The organism is Plantactinospora sp. KBS50 (genome assembly GCF_002285795.1).
Classification (GTDB): domain Bacteria; phylum Actinomycetota; class Actinomycetes; order Mycobacteriales; family Micromonosporaceae; genus KBS50.
Window position 1 is genome coordinate 6,257,003 of sequence record NZ_CP022961.1, and the last position, 19,325, is coordinate 6,276,327.

General features: G+C 75.4%; 13 protein-coding genes and 2 pseudogenes. 9 read left to right on the forward strand and 6 right to left on the reverse strand.

Annotated elements, in window-relative coordinates; translation table 11 throughout:
- Positions 1–104: 104 nt before the first annotated feature.
- The gene (gene eccCa / locus CIK06_RS27115; protein ID WP_095568178.1) at positions 105–4,091 is read left to right on the forward strand and encodes a type VII secretion protein EccCa; all 3,987 of its coding nucleotides are present in this window, start codon (positions 105–107) and stop codon (positions 4,089–4,091) included.
- An 86-nt stretch (positions 4,092–4,177) separates the two neighbouring features.
- Positions 4,178–5,521, forward strand: coding sequence for a type VII secretion-associated serine protease mycosin (gene mycP / locus CIK06_RS27120; protein ID WP_369916043.1), 1,344 nt, complete (start codon positions 4,178–4,180; stop codon positions 5,519–5,521).
- Between the two features lie 16 nt (positions 5,522–5,537).
- On the opposite strand, the gene CIK06_RS27125 is transcribed toward mycP, so the two are convergent.
- The 6 genes from CIK06_RS27125 to CIK06_RS27150 form a co-directional block, all read right to left on the reverse strand.
- Entirely contained in the window at positions 5,538–6,716 is a 1,179-nt protein-coding gene (locus tag CIK06_RS27125) for a MarP family serine protease (protein WP_095567172.1), read from the reverse strand.
- A gap of 77 nt (positions 6,717–6,793) precedes the next feature.
- A complete protein-coding gene (locus CIK06_RS27130) occupies positions 6,794–7,507 on the reverse strand; it encodes a CoA pyrophosphatase (protein ID WP_095567173.1) in 714 nt (237 codons plus the stop codon).
- A 10-nt stretch (positions 7,508–7,517) separates the two neighbouring features.
- Entirely contained in the window at positions 7,518–8,219 is a 702-nt protein-coding gene (locus CIK06_RS27135; RefSeq protein WP_369916046.1) for a TlpA family protein disulfide reductase, read from the reverse strand.
- A gap of 74 nt (positions 8,220–8,293) precedes the next feature.
- Positions 8,294–9,019, reverse strand: coding sequence for an endonuclease III (nth, locus tag CIK06_RS27140; RefSeq protein ID WP_232534383.1), 726 nt, complete (start codon positions 9,017–9,019; stop codon positions 8,294–8,296).
- Between the two features lie 165 nt (positions 9,020–9,184).
- Positions 9,185–10,348 carry a CapA family protein gene (locus CIK06_RS27145; RefSeq protein WP_095567176.1) on the reverse strand — a complete coding sequence of 388 codons (1,164 nt, stop codon included), beginning with the start codon at positions 10,346–10,348 and terminating at the stop codon, positions 9,185–9,187.
- A 145-nt stretch (positions 10,349–10,493) separates the two neighbouring features.
- The gene (locus tag CIK06_RS27150; RefSeq protein ID WP_095567177.1) at positions 10,494–11,339 is read right to left on the reverse strand and encodes an adenosylcobinamide amidohydrolase; all 846 of its coding nucleotides are present in this window, start codon (positions 11,337–11,339) and stop codon (positions 10,494–10,496) included.
- A 254-nt stretch (positions 11,340–11,593) separates the two neighbouring features.
- Between CIK06_RS27150 and CIK06_RS27155 the strand changes: the two genes are divergently transcribed.
- From CIK06_RS27155 to CIK06_RS27185, 7 genes and pseudogenes are all read left to right on the forward strand, one after another.
- Positions 11,594–12,271, forward strand: a complete 678-nt coding sequence (locus tag CIK06_RS27155; RefSeq protein ID WP_095567178.1) for a Crp/Fnr family transcriptional regulator — start codon at positions 11,594–11,596, stop codon at positions 12,269–12,271.
- A 106-nt stretch (positions 12,272–12,377) separates the two neighbouring features.
- Entirely contained in the window at positions 12,378–13,121 is a 744-nt protein-coding gene (locus tag CIK06_RS27160) for a metallophosphoesterase (protein ID WP_095567179.1), read from the forward strand.
- 144 nt (positions 13,122–13,265) lie between these two features.
- Positions 13,266–13,840: pseudogene (locus tag CIK06_RS27165) on the forward strand (TetR/AcrR family transcriptional regulator).
- Between the two features lie 14 nt (positions 13,841–13,854).
- Positions 13,855–14,640: pseudogene (locus CIK06_RS27170) on the forward strand (TIGR03084 family metal-binding protein); the annotation flags it as partial.
- A gap of 80 nt (positions 14,641–14,720) precedes the next feature.
- Positions 14,721–16,487 (forward strand): acyclic terpene utilization AtuA family protein, encoded by a 1,767-nt coding sequence (locus CIK06_RS27175; RefSeq protein ID WP_095567180.1) that lies wholly within the window; start codon positions 14,721–14,723, stop codon positions 16,485–16,487.
- Entirely contained in the window at positions 16,484–17,683 is a 1,200-nt protein-coding gene (locus tag CIK06_RS27180; RefSeq protein WP_095567181.1) for an acyl-CoA dehydrogenase family protein, read from the forward strand. The genes CIK06_RS27175 and CIK06_RS27180 overlap by 4 nt, the downstream gene beginning before the upstream one ends.
- 2 nt (positions 17,684–17,685) lie before the next feature.
- Positions 17,686–19,275 (forward strand): acyl-CoA carboxylase subunit beta, encoded by a 1,590-nt coding sequence (locus tag CIK06_RS27185; RefSeq protein WP_095567182.1) that lies wholly within the window; start codon positions 17,686–17,688, stop codon positions 19,273–19,275.
- The last annotated feature ends 50 nt before the right edge of the window (positions 19,276–19,325 follow it).

Sequence of the window (19,325 nt, forward strand, 5' to 3'; positions counted from 1 at the left end):
ACCATCAGTCCGGTTCGGATTACCCAGCGAACATGCCGGACGTCCGGCGGGCCGCGTCCCGCCGGATCGGCCGGCAGGATCACGGCGGGAGGGATCGCGTCAGCGTGAGCACAGTGGTGGTACGCCGGCCGCCGCGCCAGCCCGCCCCGGAGCTGCCCTCCGGTGAGCTGGCCGTGGCGGCGCCGCCGGAGATACCCGAGGTGATCTCCGGCCGCTGGCGGCAGGCCATGATGATCCTGCCCATGGTCGGCGGCTCGGTGGCGATGGCCATGATGTTCGGCCGCGGCGGCGGCGCCTACTCCTACCTGGTGGGCGCCATGTTCGGGGTCAGCTCGCTGGCCATGCTGGTCACCTCGTGGGGCAGTTCGGCGGGCGGGCCGCGGCGGGCCGAGCTGATCGCCGCCCGCCGCGACTACCTGCGACACCTGGCGGGGCTGCGCCGGCGGGCGCGGGACACCGTTCGGCGGCAGCGGGCCGCGCTGTACTACCGGCATCCCGACCCCGGCCAGCTCTGGTCGACCGCGGCCAGCCGGCGAATCTGGGAGCGGCGCGGCACCGACCCGGACTTCGGGGTGGTCCGGATCGGGATCGGCCCGCAGTCCCTGGCCACCCCGCTGCTGCCGCCGGCCACCCGGCCGGTGGAGGAGTTGGAGCCGATGACGGCCGGCGCGCTGCGCCGCTTCCTCGACGCGTACGCGGTGGTGCCGGACCTGCCGGTGGCGGTGTCGTTGCGCGGCTTCGCCCGGATCGTCGTCGCCGGGCCCGGCCCGGCCGGCCGGCCCGGTCCACCCCGGCCGGCGACCGGGCCGCAGATGCCGGGCCGGGCCGAGACGGCGGCCGGGGCGCTGGCCCGGGCCGTGCTGATCCAGCTGGCCGTCTTCCACGCCCCGGACGAGTTGCTGATCGCGGTCTGCGCCGGGCCGGAGCGGCGCGCCGCCTGGGAGTGGGTGAAGTGGCTGCCGCACGCGCTGCACCCGACCCGGGTCGACGCGCTGGGGCCGGTCCGCCTGGTCACCAGCTCGCTGGCCGAGCTGGAACGCCTGCTGGAGGACGTCATCGGCAGCCGCTCCCGGTTCAGCCCGCTCGGCCCGGCGACCGCCGGCCCGCACCTGCTGGTCCTGCTCGACGGCGCCGACCGGACCGATGCCACGGTGCTCACCGGCGACGGCGGCATCGACGCGGTCACCGTGCTCGACCTGACCCCCGGTCCGGCACGGCCGCCGGACCCGGCGACCCTCGTGCTGGAGCTGTCCGGCGGCCGGCTGCGCGCCGGGTCCGTGGACGGCCCGGCGGAGGTCGGCACGCCCGACCGGCTCGGACTCGTCGAGGCCGAGTCGGTGGCCCGGCGGCTGGCGCCGCTGCGGCTGGCCACGACCGCCGGCCGGGGCGGCCCGGACCGGCCCGATCCGGGTTTGGCCGAGTTGCTCGGGATCGGCGACCCGGAGTCGTACCCGGTGTCCCGGGCCTGGGCGCGGCGGGCCGAGCGGGACCGGTTGCGGGTCCCGATCGGGACCGGCGCCGACGGCGGCACCGTCGAGCTGGACCTCAAGGAGTCCGCGCTGGACGGCATGGGTCCGCACGGGCTGCTCATCGGCGCGACCGGGTCGGGCAAGTCGGAGCTGCTGCGCACCGTGGTTCTGGGGCTGGCCGCGGTGCACTCGTCGGAGGAGCTGAACGTCGTCCTGGTCGACTTCAAGGGCGGGGCCACGTTCGCGAAGCTGGACCGGCTGCCGCACACCGCCGCGGTGATCACCAACCTGCGCCAGGAGCTGCCCCTGGTGGACCGGATGGTGGACGCGATAAACGGCGAGCTGGTGCGCCGGCAGGAGTTGTTGCGCCGGGCCGGCGTCGCCAGCCTGCGCGACTACGACCGGGCCCGAGCCGGGGGTACGGCGCTGGCCCCGCTGCCCACCCTGCTGATCGTCTGTGACGAGTTCTCCGAACTGCTGGACGCCAAGCCGGACTTCATCGAGCTGTTCGTGCAGATCGGCCGGGTCGGCCGGTCGCTCGGCGTGCACCTGCTGCTCGCCTCGCAGCGGCTGGAGGAGGGCCGGTTGCGCGGGCTGGAGACCCACCTGTCGTACCGGGTCGGCCTGCGCACCTTCTCGGCCCTGGAGTCGCGGTCGGTGCTCGGCGTGCCGGACGCGTACGAGCTGCCCCGCACGCCCGGGCACGGCTTTCTCCGGTACGGCACCGACCCGCTGATCCGGTTCCGCGCCGCGTACGTCTCCGGTCCCCGGCCGCGACCCACCGTGCGGCCGGCGGATGCCGCCGCCGGCCCCGCCCGGGTGCTGCGCTACTCGACGCACTTCGTGGCCCCACCGGCCCCGGTGCCGGCCGCGCCGGCCCCGGCCGGGACCGGGGAGAGCCTGCTGGACGTGCTGGTGGCCCGGATGGCCGGCGCGGGTCCGCCGGCGCACCGGGTGTGGCTGCCCCCGCTGGACGCGGCGCCGGCGCTGGACGAGCTGCTCGGCCCGGTGCAGTCGGACCCCGACCGGGGGCTGACCGTGGCCAACCCGGAGCTGCGGGGCCGACTCCAGGTGCCGGTGGCCGTGCTGGACAAGCCGTACGAGCAGCGCCGCGACCCGCTGTGGCTGCCGCTGCACGGCGCGGCCGGGCACGTCGCGGTGGTGGGCGGCCCGCAGAGTGGCAAGTCGCAGTTGCTGCGCACCCTGCTCTGCGCGCTGGCGCTCACCCACACGCCGGCGCAGGTGCAGGTCTACTGCCTGGACTTCGGCGGTGGTTCGCTGGCCGGGCTGCGCGAGCTGCCGCACGTCGGCGGCGTCGCCGGCCGGCTCGACGCACCCGCGGTGCGCCGTACCGTGGGCGAGGTCGCGGCGGTGCTCACGGCGCGGGAGCGGTCCTTCGCGGCCGCCGGCATCGAGTCGATGGCCGACTACCGGCGGCACCGGGCCGCCGACGACGCGGCGCGGGCGGACGCCTTCGGGGACGTCTTCCTGGTGGTCGACGGCTGGCCGACGCTGCGCGGCGAGTACGACGACCTGGAACCGATGGTCACGGACCTGGCCACCCGCGGCCTGTCCTACGGGGTGCACGTGGTGGCCAGCGCGCCCCGCTGGCTGGACTTCCGGCCGGCGATCCGGGACCTGTTCGGCTCCCGGCTGGAGCTGCGGCTCGGCGACCCGGCCGACTCCCTGGTGTCCCGGCACGCCGCCGGGAACGTACCGGAGAAGGCGCCCGGCCGGGGCATCACGACCGACGGCCTGCACCTGCTCTGCGCGGTGCCGGCGCTGACCGCCGGGGCCGGCACCGGGTCCGGCACCGCCGACCTGGTGGCGGCGGTCCGGGACGGCTGGTCCGGTCCGCCGGCGCCGCCGGTACGGCTGCTCCCGCCGGTGCTGCCGTACGCCGACCTCGACCCGACCGGTACGGCCGGGCTGCGGCTGCCGATCGGGGTGGCCGAGGCGGACCTGCGGACGGTCGCCCTCGACTTCGCCGGTGACCCGCACTTCCTGCTGTTCGGGGACGCCGAGGCGGGCAAGTCGTCGTTCCTGCGCGCCCTGGCCGCCTCGATCGCGCACCGGTTCGCCCCCGAACAGGCCCGGATGATCCTGGTCGACTACCGCCGGAGCCTGCTCGGCGCCGTCGAGACCGAGCACCTGATCGGGTACGGCACCGCCGCGGCGGCCACCGCCGACCTGGTCGAGTCGGCGGCCGGGTACCTGCAGCGCCGGCTGCCGCCCGCGGACGTCACCGCGCAACAGCTGCGCGACCGGTCCTGGTGGACCGGTCCGGAACTGTTCGTCCTGGTGGACGACTACGACCTGGTGGCGGCCGGGCCGGCGAACCCGCTCCAGGCGCTCGCGGAGTTCCTGCCGCAGGCCCGGGACATCGGCCTGCACCTGGTGCTCACCCGGCGCACCGGCGGGGCGGCCCGGGCGCTGTACGACCCGATCATCCAGCGGTTGCGCGAGCTTTCCTCACCCGGCCTCGTGCTCTCCGGCGACCCCGACGAGGGGCCGCTGCTGGGCGCGGTCCGGCCCGCCGCGCTGCCGTCCGGCCGCGGCCGGCTGGTCACCCGCAGGGAGGGCGTGCGCCTGATCCAACTCGCGTATCTGCAGGCCGGATGAGGAAGTATTGCGGTTCGTCCCGCGCTCGGCCGGAAACAAGCTAATCTCCGTTCAACACGTGTCCGCCGGATGGAAATGGCAACGATGTGACTGGGCCGTGGCGTGCTCGAGGACACGCCGTCCGGCGGTTCGCCGCCGCGGCGCTGCCGACGCTGACCGCAGCCGCCCTGCTCGGCGGCCCGACCGCACCCGCGTCGGCGACGCCGGGGGCGTTGCCGGGTCCCGGCTCGGCGCTGACCACCCCGGCACCGGCGTTCGCCGACACCCGGCACCAACCGCCGGGGTTTTCGCTGCTCGGCGACCCGGTCCGGGAGGACCAGTGGCAGCTCAAGGAGCTTGACGCCCGGCACGCCTGGCAGTTCTCCACCGGCAAGGGCGTCACGGTCGCCGTCATCGACTCCGGTGTGGACGGCCGGCACCCGGACCTGTCCGGCCAGGTGCTGCCCGGCATCGACCTGGTGAGCGGATCGGGCGACGGGCAGCTCGATCCGGTCGGCCACGGCACCACCGTCGCCGGGCTGATCGCCGGCCGCCGGGACGACGACCGGGGCGTGCTCGGGCTGGCGCCGGACGCGCACATCCTGCCGGTCCGGGTGCTGGACGACGAGAACCGGTACGACGACGCGCTGATCGTGGCCCGCGGCGTGCGCTGGGCGGTGGACAACGGGGCGAAGGTCATCAACCTGTCGCTCGGCGGGAACGGGGACAGTCCGGCGCTCGCCGCCGCCATCGACTACGCGTTCGCCCGGGACGTCGTGGTCGTGGCCTGCACCGGAAACCTGACGCCCAGTTCCCCGGTGAACCGGGTCTGGTATCCGGCCCGCGAGCCGGGCGTGCTCGCCGTCTCGGGTCTGGACCGGGACACCGACGGCCTCTGGTCCGGCTCCATCGACGGCGCGGAGACGGTGCTCAGCGCCCCGGCGAGCGGCCTCGTGGGGGCCAGGCCCAACGGCTACTGGTCGGTCCAGGGCACCAGCTTCGCGGCGCCGCTCGTCTCGGCCACGGCCGCCCTGCTGCGCTCCCGCTGGCCCACGATGTCCGCCGGCGACGTGGTCAACCGGCTCATCGCGACGGCCCGCGACCTGGGCACGCCGGGCCGGGACGACCAGTTCGGCTTCGGCCGGGTCGATCCGGTGGCCGCCCTCACCGCCACGGTCCCGCGGGTGTCGTGGAACCCGCTGGACGACCACCGCTCGCCCGGCACCGCCGGCTTCGGCCACGCCCCGGGCTCAATGCCGCCCGCATCGCCCGGACCGTCCGCGCAACAGCTGGACGTCGGCGCGTCCGACCTTCCCCGCTGGTCGGCCCGGGCCGCCGGGCAACCGGCCGAGCAGGAATCCCATCCGGGTTGGGGCTGGCTGCTGCTGGTCGTCGTCTTCGGCACCGGCGGGATCGTCGCGCTGATCCGGCGGCAGCGCACCCGCTCCTGAGCGCGGCGGCAGCGGGTCAGGTGCAGTTGCCGGTGCCGGTCGCGCGGGTGCTGTCGGCGCCGGCCGACGCCACCGGCGCGGCCTCGGCCGCGGTGACGGCGAAGCCGGTGTTGCGGTCGTCGGCCGCCGCCGCGAAGATCACCCCGAGTACCTCGCCGTTCGCCGCCACCAGCGGTCCGCCGGAGTTGCCGCTGCGGACCAACGCCCGGATCGTGTAAATCTCCCGGGTCACGTCGCCGGTGGAGTAGATGTCCGGGCCGGTGATCCGGCTGACGTCGCGGACCCGCGCCGGGCGGGCATCGTACGGCCCGTCCAGCGGATAGCCGAGGACGATGGCGTCGGCCCCCGTGCCGGCCTGCTTGGCGGCGAACCGCAGGGCCGGCGCGCCGAGCCCCGGAACGTAGACCACCGCGAGGTCCCGCTGCGGGTCGTAGACGACCACCCGGCCGCTGCGCCGTTCCCCGTCCACCTCCACCGAGATGCTGCGGGTGCCGGCCACCACGTGCGCGTTGGTCATCACCCGGTTGGTGGCGTAGACGAAGCCGGAGCCCTCGATCCGTCGGGAGCAGCTCGGCGCCGTACCGAGCACCTTGACCACCGACCGCTCGCTGCTGGCCACCACGCGGGACCCGGCGAGGCTCGGGTCCGGCGGCGAGACCTCCCGGGCGCGGGTCGGGGTGAGCCCGCCGAACACGTCCGGGAAGCCGTTCGTGTCCACCGTGTCACGCAGCGCGGTGGACAGCGCCTGGGCCTGCTCGGGCAGCACCCGGTCCACCACGCCGAGCAGCGCGCTGTTGCGGACCGCGCTGGCCAGCCCGGGGAGCGATGAGGACCCCAGCGGTACGGCCACCAGCCAGGCCACCAGCAGGACCGCGAAGATCGACACGAAGGCGCCGCCGACGTCGTCGACCCGGCGGGCCACCCGGCTGGTGATGGCGTGCCGCAGGTGCGAGCCCACCCAGCCCGCCCCGGCCTGCCCGATCACCGCGAGGCCGAAGATGGTCACCAGCGCGACGATCACCCGTACCGATGGACTGACGAACTGCTGGGCCAGCAGCGGCCCCAGTTGCAGCCCGACCAGCGCCCCCAGGAAGAACCCGCTGAACGAGAGCACGCCGATGACGAATCCCTGCCGGTAGCCGCTGATCGCGAAGGCCAGCATGAGCACGAGCAGAACCAGGTCGACCGCGGACACCCGTCCAATGTACGGGTGCCGGCCAGCCGCGGCGCGGGCCCTCGCCCGCCTCGTCGGATCCGCCACCGGCTCGCCGGTCAGGACGGCGGGCCGGCCACCTCGTCGCGGGCGTCGGGACCGGTGGCCGGCGCGGGCGGCGGCGGCAGGTCGCTCACCCGGTCCTGCGGCCACGGCCGGGACCAGCCGCCCATCTCCAGCAGGGCGTCCAGGACGCCGGCGGTGAACCCCCAGACCAGCATGCCGCGCACCTGGAAGGCCGGGCCGATCCAGCCGCTCGGGTGCCGCAGGCGCAGCCGGTTGTCCGGGTCCACCAGTTCCGCCACGGGCAGCCGGGCCACGTGCGCCACCTCGGCCGGCTCCCGCGGATGCACCGGGTGCGGCCGGTGCCACCAGCCCAGCACCGGCGTCACCACGAAGTCGCTGACCGGAATCCAGAGCCGGGGCAGTTGCGCCAGCACGGTCACCGTGCCGGGATCCAGCCCCACCTCCTCGTCGGCCTCCCGCAGCGCGGTGGCCGCCGGGTCGGTGTCGCCGGGGTCGGCAGCCCCGCCGGGGAACGCCGGCTGACCGGCGTGGTTGCGCAGGGTCGCGGCCCGCTGCATCAACAGGACGTCGGGACCCTGCCCGGGTTGCTCGCCGAAGAGCACCAGCACCGCGCTCTCCCGGCCGCCGGTCGACGGCGTACGCAGCCGGGTGAAGTCCTCGGTGCGGGCCGCGCGCACCCGGCCGACAAGCGTCCGCGCCCAGTCCGGTGGCTCCGGCGCGGGTGTCGGGTCGGCGGTGTCGCTCATCGCAGCGTCCTCACGCCGGCACCTGCACCCCGAGGTACCGCTGGACCAGATCGGCGAGCGCGGCCTCGTCGAGCGCCCCGGCAATGTGGACATGCCGGATCCGGCCCGCGCCGTCCACCAGGATCGTGCTGGGCAGCCCCGGGCTGCGGACCTGGATCCGCAGCGTCTCGGCCACGTCCACGAGCATGGGGAAGCTCACCCCGAGATCGCTACCGAGCGCCGCGGCGGCGTCCCGGTCGTCCCGGGTGTCCACCCCGATCACGTGCACCGCCGGTCCCGCCCGGGTGGCCAGCCACTGGAACGCCGGCAGCTCCTGACGGCACGGTTGGCACCAGGCCGCCCACAGGTTCACCACGGCCGGGCCGCGGATGTCGCCGAGCCGCACCCGCGGGCCGCCGGCGAAGCACGGCAGCGTCAGGTCCGGCAGCGCCAGACCGACCGGAAACGCCGGCGCGGACCCGGCGTCCTGGGTCGCGGCCGGCGGCGGAATGGTCGGCGACGCAGCGGCCGTCGGCGACGCAGGGACCGATGGCGACGCAGGGACCGATGGCGACGCAGGGACCGGTGGCGACGCAGCGGCCGATGGTGGCGCAGCGGGCGGCGGCGAGGTCAGCGCCGCGCAGTCGGCGAACGGCGACGGCTCGGCCACGGCGTCCGGGCGGGTCGCCCCGGCCGAGCACCCGGGCACGGCCACCAGCACGGCCAGCAGCACCAGGACCGCGTAGCGGCCTCGTGCCGGCGCCGTTCGCGACCGGAGGGCTGGCGGAACCGGCCGGCTCCGCGCGCTCATGGCACGTCGGCGGCGGTGGCGCCGGCGGGCACCAGCGCCGGGTCGAGGCCCGCCTGGCTGGCCAGCTCGGGGGCGCGCGGGCCCTTCAACAGCCTGGCCGCCGCGGTGGCATCGGTCGGCCCGATCCCGTACGACGGGCAGAGCTTGGCCAGCGTGCAGGCGCCGCAGGCGGGCTTGCGCGCGTGGCAGACCCGGCGCCCGTGGAAGATCACCTGGTGGGACAGCAGCGTCCAGTCGCGCTTCGGGAACAGCGCGCCGACGGCGTGCTCGATCTTGACCGGATCGGTCTCCGCGGTCCACGCCCACCGCCGGACCAGCCGCTGGAAGTGGGTGTCGACGGTGATGCCCGGTACGTCGAAGGCGTTGCCGAGGATCACGTTCGCGGTCTTGCGGCCGATCCCCGGCAGCGTCACCAGATCCGCGAGCCGCCGCGGGACCCGGCCGTCGAAGCGCTCGACCAGCGCCTGACCCAGCTTGATCAGCGAATCGGTCTTGTTCCGGAAGAAGCCGGTCGGCTTGATCAGGCCCTCCAGCTCGGCCCGGTCGGCGCCGGCGTAGTCGGCCGCCGTCGGATAGCGGGCGAACAGCTTCGGGGTGACCTCGTTGACCTTCTTGTCCGTGCACTGCGCGGACAGGATGGTGGCCACGGCCAGTTGGAGCGGGCCCTCGTGGTCGAGCTCGCAGTGCGCGTCCGGATGGGTCGCCGCGAGCACCCGGGCCATCCGGCGTGCCCGGCGGGTGCGGGCGAGGTCGGTCTCGCCCGGCAGCACCGGCCCGGCCGGCTCGGTGCCGGCCCGCTCGTCCTGCCCACGTCGCGCCGCCCGCCGTTGCCCGTGCTGATCGTCCACGCCGGTCAGCCTACGTCGCGGGCCGGACATCCCCGCGGGTCAGCCCGTGGTGGCGGGCGTGATCCGGCCGCCGGTGTCCAGCCGCGCGCCGGTGGACGGGAAGTCGGCCTGGGTGACCTGCCGGATCAGGGCCAGCCCCTGACCGCCGTCGTCCGGCACCGGACGCCCGGCGGTGTTGAGCTTGGTGGAGGTGAACGACCCGCCGTCCCACGTACCGTCGGGCTTGAGGGAGACCTTGAGGATCCCCGCCTGGCCGAGCCGGCCGGACCTGGACAGCGTGCCGCTGCCCCCGGCGAAGTTGCCCAGGCTGTAGGCGATCAGCCTGCCCTGGTAGAACTCCATGGCCCGCAGCACGTGCGGGCCGTGCCCCACCACGAGGTCGGCACCGGCGTCGATCACGGCGTGCGCGAAGGCGATCGGATCACCCCGGTTCTCCCCCAGGAACATCTCGGTGCCCGGCTTGACGTGGATCTTGTCGGATCCCTCGGCGCCCATGTGCACCTGCACCACCACCAGATCCGCCGCCTCGTCGGCCTTGCGGACCAGATCGGCGGCGGCGGTCAGGTTCAGCGAGCTGTTGTTCCACGCGTACGGCGAGAAGCCGAGCACGGCGATCTTGACCTGGCCGACGGTGAGCACGGTGATCTCGCCGGGCGCCCCGGTGTGCTTGAGCCCCTGCTCGGTCAGCGCCGCGCTGGTGTTGCGGTATCCGGCCGCGCCGTAGTCGTTGCCGTGGTTGTTGGCCTGGTTCAGCACCGTGAAGCCGGCATCCGCCAGGTGCTTGGCGTACCCGGGCGGGACGCGGAACTGGTGGCAGCCGCTGGAGTTGGCGCCGCACTTGGCCGTGCCCGTGTCGTCGGTCAGCGGCTCCTCGAGGTTGCCCATCACCACGTCGGCGGCCAGGGCCTTGCGTACCGGGGTGAAGAAGTCCTTGCCGCCGTCGGCCGGCAACCGGCCGGGGGCGCTGCCCATCACGATGTCGCCGGTGGCCGAGAGCGAGACGGTGCGGGGCGCCGCGCTGGCCGTGCGGCCGGGTGACGGGGAGCCGGCGACGGCCTGCCCCGGCTCCCACCGCGCGGCGGGGTCCTCGCCGCCGCACGCGGCGACCGCGAGCAGCAGCCCGGGCAGGGCGGCAAGTGCCGCCAGCCGGCGCCGGCGGGGCCGGGCGCGGCGCGCTGCGGTGCACTGCGGGTACGCGGACATCGGCGCAGACCCTACCCGGGGCATCGCCGTACCCGCAGTCCGGCCGCCGGGCGACCGGCCGGCGGCCGGACCGCCGTCGCCCCGGTGCCGGTCGCCGCCGTCGGTCGGGCCGGTCGCCGCCGTCGGTCGGGCCGGTCGCCGCCGCTCAGTCCGCCCGGCCGTCCCGGTCGCCGGTCGCCGGCCGGTCCGACCAGGGCAGGGTGGACGCCGCGCCACCCGCGCGGACGGCCCGGTGCACGGCCCGGGCCAGCGGTGCGCCGTACCGGGAGCGGGGACCCCCGTACGCCTCGACCGGCCCGTCCGGCGCGCAGAGCACGGTGACCGCGTCGGTGGCGGTGCCGGTGGCCGGCAGGCCCAGCTCCCACAGCGCCTGCGCCTTGGCCTCGGTGGCGGTGGCCACGGCGTTCACCAGCGCGGCGGCGGACAGCCGGGCGGGCACCAGCGCGACGATATTGACGGTGCCGACCCGCGGCGCCACCGGTGCGGGCCTGCCGGGGGCGGACGCGTCGCCGGAGCCGGCCCGCCGCACCGACGGCGACGACGACGGCGACGACGGCGACGGCGACGACGGCGACGGCGACGACGGCGACGGCGACGACGGCGACGGCGACGGGCCAGCCGGCCGCGGTTGGCCCTTCGGCGTGCCGTCGGTGCCGGCCGCCCAGATCGGGCTGCCGAGCCCGACCGTGGCCCAGACCCGCACCCCGGCCTCGGCCGCCGGCACCACCTCGGCCACGTCCACCCCGGTCAGGTGTCCGATTCCGGGGCCGGACAGGTCCAGCCCCGCGGCCAGCTCGGCCAGGTGGCGGTCCGGGTCGTCCCGGTCGTAGGACATCGGCACGGTCGCGTTGAGCACCCAGTGCCGGCGGCCGAGGCCGCCGCCCAGCGGTGCGGAGCTGACCGCCGGCAGGCCGGTCGCGGCCCGCCAGACCAGCAGGGGTACGTCCCGGCCGCCCTCGGCCCGGACGGTCAGCACGGGTTCGGACAGCACGGGTCGACCCTACGGCCGGGCCGGCGCGCCGCGGCCGCGGGCCGGTTCGCCGGGCGGACGGCACCCGAGGTTGGTCGGTAGGGGTGGAAAGGGTGGATGATGGGCGCTGAGATCGACTTACGGGTTCGGCGCCACCTCCCCATTAGCGGGGGTGCGGCTCCGAATACTGCTCACGTGCGCCTAGACTGGCGGCGCGCGGCGATCTACGGCCGGCCGGACCGGCCGACGGACGGCACGTGCAGCGGAGGTGCGCGATGGACGAGGTGTTGGCCCGCAGCGGGATCTTCCAGGGCGTCGACCCGGAGGCGGCCGAGGCGCTCGCCAAGGAGATGGAGACGATCGACGTCCGCAAGGGCGAAGTCGTCTTCAACGAGGGCGAACCGGGCGACAGCCTCTACATCCTGCTCAGCGGGAAGATCAAGGTGGGTCGCCGGGCGGCGGACGGGCGGCAGAACCTGATCGCCGTGATGGGCCCGTCGGACATGGTGGGCGAATTGTCGCTGTTTGACCCGGGTCCGCGTACCGCCACGGCCACCGCGGTCACCGACACCCGGCTCGTCCGGCTGCGCAAGCAGGCACTGCGGCCCTGGCTGACCAACCGGCCGGAGATCGCCGAGCAGCTGCTCCGGGTGCTCGCCCGCAGGCTGCGCCGGACGAACGACTCGCTCGCCGACCTGATCTTCACGGACGTCCCGGGCCGGGTCGCGAAGAACCTGCTCCAGATGGCCGGCCGGTTCGGCACCCGGGACGGCGGCGTGCTGCGGGTGACCCACGACCTCACCCAGGAGGAGATCGCCCAGCTGGTCGGCGCCTCCCGGGAGACCGTGAACAAGGCGCTCGCCGACTTCGCCTCGCGCGGCTGGCTCCGGCTGGACGGCAAGAGCATCATCATCCTCGACCCCGAGCGGCTGGCCCGGCGCGCCCGCGTCTGAGCCGTACCCCGGGGGCGTGCGTCCGAGCCGTACGGCGGGCGCGGGACCTTCTGCCATCAGCTAACAACCTCGACGCGGGCCACCGCCGGCCGGCACGGTGGTGCCCATGCTGAACACCGTCGCCGTGCTGTCGGACATCCACGGGTCGCTTCCCGCGCTGGAGGCCGTGCTGGCCGAACCGGACGTCGCGGCGGCCGAGGCCATCGTGCTGACCGGGGACATCGCCGCCGGACCCCAGCCGGTCGAGGTGCTCGACCGGCTCGCCGGCCTCGGTGACCGGGCGCACTGGGTGAACGGCAACGCCGACCGCGAACTCGTGGCGGCCCGCGCCGGCCGGGAGCCGCCGTACCCCGAGTCGAGGTGGGCCGCGACGCAGCTGCGCGACGACCACCTGGCCCGGCTGGCGGCGCTGCCGCCGAGCGTCACGCTGCCGGTGCACGGCCTCGGCCCGGTGCTGTTCTGCCACGCCACGCCCCGGGACGACGAGGAGGTCGTGCTGGTCGACACCCGGCTGGAGCGGTGGACGGAGGTGCTCGCCGGCGTTGCGGACGAGGTGCGCACGGTGGTCTGCGGGCACACCCACATGGCGTTCGTCCGGCTGGTGGACCGCCGGTTGATCGTGAACCCGGGCAGTGTGGGCATGCCGTACGGGCCGGCCGCCGCGCACTGGGCGCTGCTCGGCCCCGGGGTGCAGTTGCGCCGTACCGAGTTCGACCTGGACGCGGCGTGCGCCCGGATCGCCGCCGAGTCCGGCTTCCCCGGCGCCGCCGACTGGGCCGACGAGTACGTCCGGGCGCGCAACAGCGACCGGGACGCCCTGATCGCCTTCGGGCCGCGGGACGGTCGCTGACCCGGCTCCGGCCGGCCGGGAAACCGAGACGGGAACCCCGACAGAAAAAACAGTCTTGACTGTTTGTTTCGTGGCCGGCAGGCTGGCACCGTGCCGGCCACCCGGGTTCCCCAGCAGGAGCGCAGCCGGGCCACCCAGGCCCGGCTGCTGGAGGCGACGATCGAGACCCTGGTCGAGCGCGGCTGGTCGGGGACCACGACCACGGTGGTGGCAGCCCGGGCCGGCGTGTCCCGGGGCGCGCAACTGCACCACTACCCACCCGGGCCGCGCTGGTGACGGCCGCGGTCCAGCACCTCGCCGAGCGCCGGGCCACCGAGATCCGGACCGAGGCCGCGGCGCTGCCGCCCGGCCCCGACCGGCCGGGCCGGGTGATCGACATGCTCGCCGCCCTGTTCACCAGCCCGCTCTTCGCGGCCGCCCTCGAACTGTGGGTGGCCGCCCGCACCGACCCCGAGCTGCGGACCGCGCTGGTCCCGCTGGAGGCGCGGGTCGGCCGCGAGATGCACCGGCTCACCGTCGAGCTGCTCGGTGCCGACGAGCGGATCCCCGGCGTACGGGAAACCGTGCAGGCCACCCTCGACCTGCTGCGCGGCCTCGGCGTGGCCAGCCTGCTCTCCGACGACTCCGCCCGGCGGAACGCCCTGCTGGCGGTCTGGAAACGCCAGCTCGCCGCGGTGCTGGAGGCCGCGCCGCCGACCGGGCCGCGGCCCAACCCCTGATCCGAGAGGTGCCCATGGTCGACCTGGAACCCCTGCTGGCGGACCTGGCCGCCGAGTCCGCCGAGCTGGACGCGCTGGTCGCCGCGCTGCCGGCCGACCGCTGGTCGCTGCCCACCCCGGCACCCGGCTGGAGCATCGCGCACCAGATCGCCCACCTGACCTGGACCGACCACGTCGCCCGGCTCGCCGCGACCGACCCGGACGCCTTCTTCGCGTCCATCTCCCGGGCCGCCACCGACCCGGACGGCTTCGTCGACCGTGGCGCCGAGGAGTTCCTCGCCCCACCGGCCGAGCTGCTGGAGCGCTGGCGGGCCACCCGGTCCGCGCTGGCCGCGGCGCTCACGGCCGTGCCGGCGGGCGAGCGGATGCCCTGGTACGGCACCCGGATGTCGGCCGCGTCGATGGCCACCGCGCGGATCATGGAAACCTGGGCGCACGGGCAGGACGTCGCCGACACCCTCGGCGTGACCCGCGCACCCACCGACCGGCTGCGGCACGTGGCCTACCTCGGCACCCGGACCCTCGGGCACAGCTTCGCCGCACACGGCCGGCCGCTACCCGACGTACCGGTCCGGGTGGAGCTGACCGGGCCGGACCCGGCGGCGCCGGCCTGGGCCTGGGGGCCGGCGGACGCCGCGGACCGGGTGACCGGGCCGGCGCTGGACTTCTGCCTGCTGGTGACCCGCCGCCGGCACCGCGCGGACCTCGCGCTGGCGGCCACCGGGCCGGTCGCCGACGCCTGGCTGGACATCGCCCAGGCCTTCGCCGGACCGCCCGGCGCGGGCCGGGAACCGAACGCGCCGGGTCCCGGCCAACAACCCGCCGCGCCGGGTCCCGACCGGCAACCGGCCGCCGACGGTACGCCGGGAGCGGTCCACAGGTGAGCGGGCCGCTGCGGATCGGCAACGCCTCCGGCTTCTACGGGGACCGCTTCGCCGCCTGGCGGGAGATGCTCGACGGCGGCGACCTGGACGTCCTGACCGGCGACTACCTGGCCGAGCTGACCATGGTGATCCTCGCCCGGGACCGGCTCGGCGACCCGGCCCTCGGCTACGCCCGCACGTTCCTGCGCCAGCTGGAGGGCTGTCTCGGCACGGCAGCCGAGCGCGGCGTCCGGATCGTGACGAACGCCGGCGGGCTGAACCCGGCCGGCCTGGCCGACGCGCTGCGGGCGCTGGTCGACCGGCTCGGCCTGCCGCTGCGGGTCGGGTACGTCACCGGCGACGCGGTCGAGCGGCCCGAGGCGCTCGCCGCGAACGCCTACCTGGGCGCCTTCGGAATCGCGGCCTGTCTGCGGGCCGGCGCCGACATCGTGGTGACCGGCCGGGTGACCGACGCCTCGCTGCTGGTCGGGCCGGCAGCCGCGCACTTCGGCTGGCGGGACAGCGACCTCGACGCGCTGGCCGGCGCCACCGTGGCGGGACATCTGATCGAGTGCGGCGCGCAGGTGACCGGCGGCAACTTCAGCTTCTTCACCGAACTGCCCGACCGCGGCCGGCGGCCCGGCTTCCCGATCGCCGAGGTGCACGCCGACGGCTCCTCGGTGATCACCAAGCACGCCGGCACCGGGGGTGCGGTCACCGTCGAGACGGTGACCGCACAACTGCTCTACGAGATCGACGGACCCGGCTACCTCGGCCCGGACGTGACCGCCCGGTTGGACACCGTCCGCCTGGCGCCGGCCGGCCCGGACCGGGTACGCGTCAGCGGCGTCCGCGGCACCCCGCCGCCGGAAACCCTGAAGGTCGGGGTGGCGAGCCTGGGCGGCTACCGCAACGGGATGACGTTCGTGCTCTGCGGGCTGGACATCGAGGCGAAGGCGGAGCTGGTCCGGGCCCAGTTGACCGACGCGGTCGGCGCGCCGGGGTTGGAGTTCACCCTGGCCCGCACCGACCATCCGGACGCCGCCGAGACCGAGGTGGCGAGCGCGCTGCTGCACGTGAACCTGCGGTCGGCGGAGCCGAAGCGGGCCGGGCGGGCGTTCTCGGCGGCGGCCGTGGAACTGGCCCTGGCCTCGTACCCGGGCTGCACCCTGACCACCCCGCCCGGCGACGCCCGGCCGTACGGCGTCTTCACCGCCGAGCACGTGCCGCAGGAATCGGTGCGGCACGTGGCGGTGCTGCCGGACGGCGACCGGCGACACATCCCACCGCCGGCCGGGACCACACCGGCCGGGACCACACCGCCGGCGACTGCGCTGCCGGCCGGGACCACGCCGGCCGGGACCGCGCCGGCGGCGACGGGGCCGGCCGGTCCGGCGCCGGTCGGCGGTCCACCGGGCGGCCCGCCGGCGGCCACGGACCCGTCGCGGTCGCGCGCCCGGCGCGGGCCGCTCGGTGAGCTGGTCGGCGCGCGTTCCGGGGACAAGGGTGGCGACGCGAACCTCGGGGTGTGGGCGCGCAGCGACCCGGCGTACGCCTGGCTGCGCGGCTGGCTGACCACCGACCGGCTGCGCGAGCTGCTGCCGGAGACCGCCGAGCTGGCCATCGACCGCCACGAGCTGCCCAACCTGCGGGCGGTGAACTTCGTGCTGCGCGGCCTGCTCGGCGCGGGGGTGAGCGCCTCCACCCGGTTCGACCCGCAGGCCAAGGCGCTCGGCGAACTGCTCCGGTCCCGCGTCGTCGACCTGCCGGAGGTGCCGGGATGAGCCTGGTGGACACCCCGGAGCGCCGGCAGCTACGCGAGCTGACCCGATCCTTCACCCGCCGCGAGGTGCTGCCGCACCTGTCCGACTGGGAACGGGCCGGCGAGGTGCCCCGCGCGCTGCACCGGAAGGCGGCCGAGCTGGGTCTGCTCGGGATCGGCTTTCCGGAGAAGGTCGGCGGCAGCGGCGGGGACCTGCTCGACTCCATCGTGGTGACCGAGGAGCTGATCCGGGCCGGCGGCTCGTCCGGCCTGGTGGCGGCGCTGTTCACGCACGGCATCGCGCTGCCGCACATCGTCGCGGCGGCCGGCGCCGGTCCCGGACTGCCCGCCCCGGCCCGCATCCGGCCCGCCGTCGGCAGCCCGCGGGCCGCGGACCTGGTCGACCGGTACGTCCGACCCACCCTGGCCGGGGAGAAGATCGGCGCGCTGGCGATCACCGAGCCGGGCGGCGGTTCCGACGTGGCCGCCGTGCACACCACGGCCCGGCTGGACGGCGAGCACTACGTGGTGAACGGCACGAAGACGTACATCACCAGCGGGATCCGGGCCGACTTCGTCACGGCCGCGGTCAGCACCGGCGTGGCCGGCGGCGGTCCCGTGTCGCTGCTGGTCATCGACAGGGGCCTGCCCGGCTTCACGGTGGGGCCGCCGCTGAGCAAGATGGGCTGGCACTGCTCGGACACCGCCGAGCTGTCCTTCGTGGATGTCCGGGTGCCGGTGGCCAACCTGGTCGGGCCGGCCGACACCGGCTTCCTGCAGATCATGCAGCACTTCGCCAGCGAGCGGCTGGGCCTGGCCACCAGCGCGTACGCGACCGCCCAGCGCTGCCTGGAGCTGACGATCACCTGGTGCCGGGACCGGCACACCTTCGGCCGGGCGCTGGCCAGCCGGCAGGTGGTCCGGCACCGGCTCGCCGAGATGGCCACCGTCACCGAGGCGGCCCGCAGCTACGTACACGATGTGGCGGCCCGGGTGGCGGCCGGGCAGCCGCTGGTGGCCGAGGTGGCGATGGCCAAGAACGTGGCGGTGGCCGCCTGCGACCGGGTGGTGGACGACGCGGTGCAACTGCACGGCGGCTTCGGCTACCTGCGCGACGCCGAGGTCGAGCGGCACTACCGGGACGCCCGGATCCTCGGCATCGGCGGCGGCACCACCGAGATCATGAACGAGATCATCGCGAAGGGGCTGGGGATCTGAGCATGAGCGTGTTGCGCGCCGCGCCGCCGGCCGCCGGTCCGAACCGGGCGGCCATGCTGGACCGGCTGGCCGAGTTGGACGCCGCGCTGGACCAGGCGCGCTCCGGGGGCGGCGACAAGTACGTCACCCGGCACCACGCCCGGGGCAGGCTGCTGCCCCGGGAGCGGATCGAGCTGCTGCTGGACCGGGACAGCCCGTTCCTCGAACTGTCCCCGGTGGCCGGCTGGGGCACCGACTTCCCGGTGGGCGGCAGCGTGGTCACCGGGATCGGGGTGGTGGCCGGCGTCGAGTGCCTGGTCGTGGCCAACGACCCGACGGTACGCGGCGGGGCGGTCAACCCGGTCTCGCTGGCCAAGACCCGGCGGGCCGGAGAGATCGCGGCGGCCAACCGGTTGCCGATGGTCAACCTGGTGGAGTCGGCCGGTGCCGACCTGCCGAGCCAGGCCGACATCTTCATCCCGGGCGGCCGGGTGTTCCGAGACCTGACCCGGCTCTCGGCGGCCGGCATCCCGAGCATCAGCGTGGTGTTCGGCAACGCGACGGCCGGCGGCGCGTACATCCCGGGGATGTCGGACTACACGATCATGGTGCGGGACCGCGCGAAGGTGTTCCTGGCCGGACCGCCGCTGGTACGGATGGCCACCGGCGAGGTGACCGACGACGAGTCGCTGGGCGGGGCGGCCATGCACGCCACCCGCTCCGGCCTCGCGGACTTCCTGGCCGAGGACGAGCCGGACGCCATCCGGCTGGCCCGCTCCTGCGTCCGGCGGCTGAACCGGCGCAAGCAGGGGCCGCCGCCGCGGACCGCCGATCCGGCCCCGCCCCGGTACGACCCGCAGGAGTTGCTGGACATCGCCAGCGCGGACCTGAAGGTGCCGTTCGACCCGCGCGAGGTGTTGGCCCGGGTGCTGGACGGCAGCGAGTTCGACGAGTTCAAGCCCGACTACGGCGCGGCCCTGGTGACCGGCTGGGGCGAGGTGCACGGCTGGCCGGTGGGGGTGCTGGCGAACGCCCGGGGGGTGCTGTTCAGCGCGGAGGCGCAGAAGGCCGCGCAGTTCATCCAGCTCGCGAACGCCACCGACACCCCGCTGCTGTTCCTGCAGAACACCACCGGCTACATGGTGGGCACCGAGTACGAGCAGCGCGGCATCATCAAGCACGGCGCGCTGATGATCAACGCGGTGTCCAACTCGACCGTGCCGCACCTGACGGTGAACCTCGGCGCCTCGTACGGCGCCGGCAACTACGGGATGTGCGGCCGGGCGTACGACCCGCGGTTCCTTTTCACCTGGCCGAACGCGAAGTCCGCGGTGATGGGGCCGGCGCAGTTGGCCGGGACGATGTCCATCGTGGCCCAGCAGGCCGCGGCGGCCCGGGGCCAGGAGTACGACGAGGAGTCCGACGCCGCCATGCGGGCGATGGTGGAGCAGCAGATCGAGTCGCAGTCGGGGGCGCTGTTCCTGTCCGGCCGGCTCTACGACGACGGGGTGATCGATCCCCGGGACACCCGTACCGTGCTCGGGCTCTGCCTGTCGGCGGTGCACAACGCCCCCGTCCGCGGCGCCGACGGCTTCGGCGTCTTCCGGATGTAGCGGAGGTCGGAGATGTCGCAGATCCCTCCCGGTGTAGCAGACGGGAACGC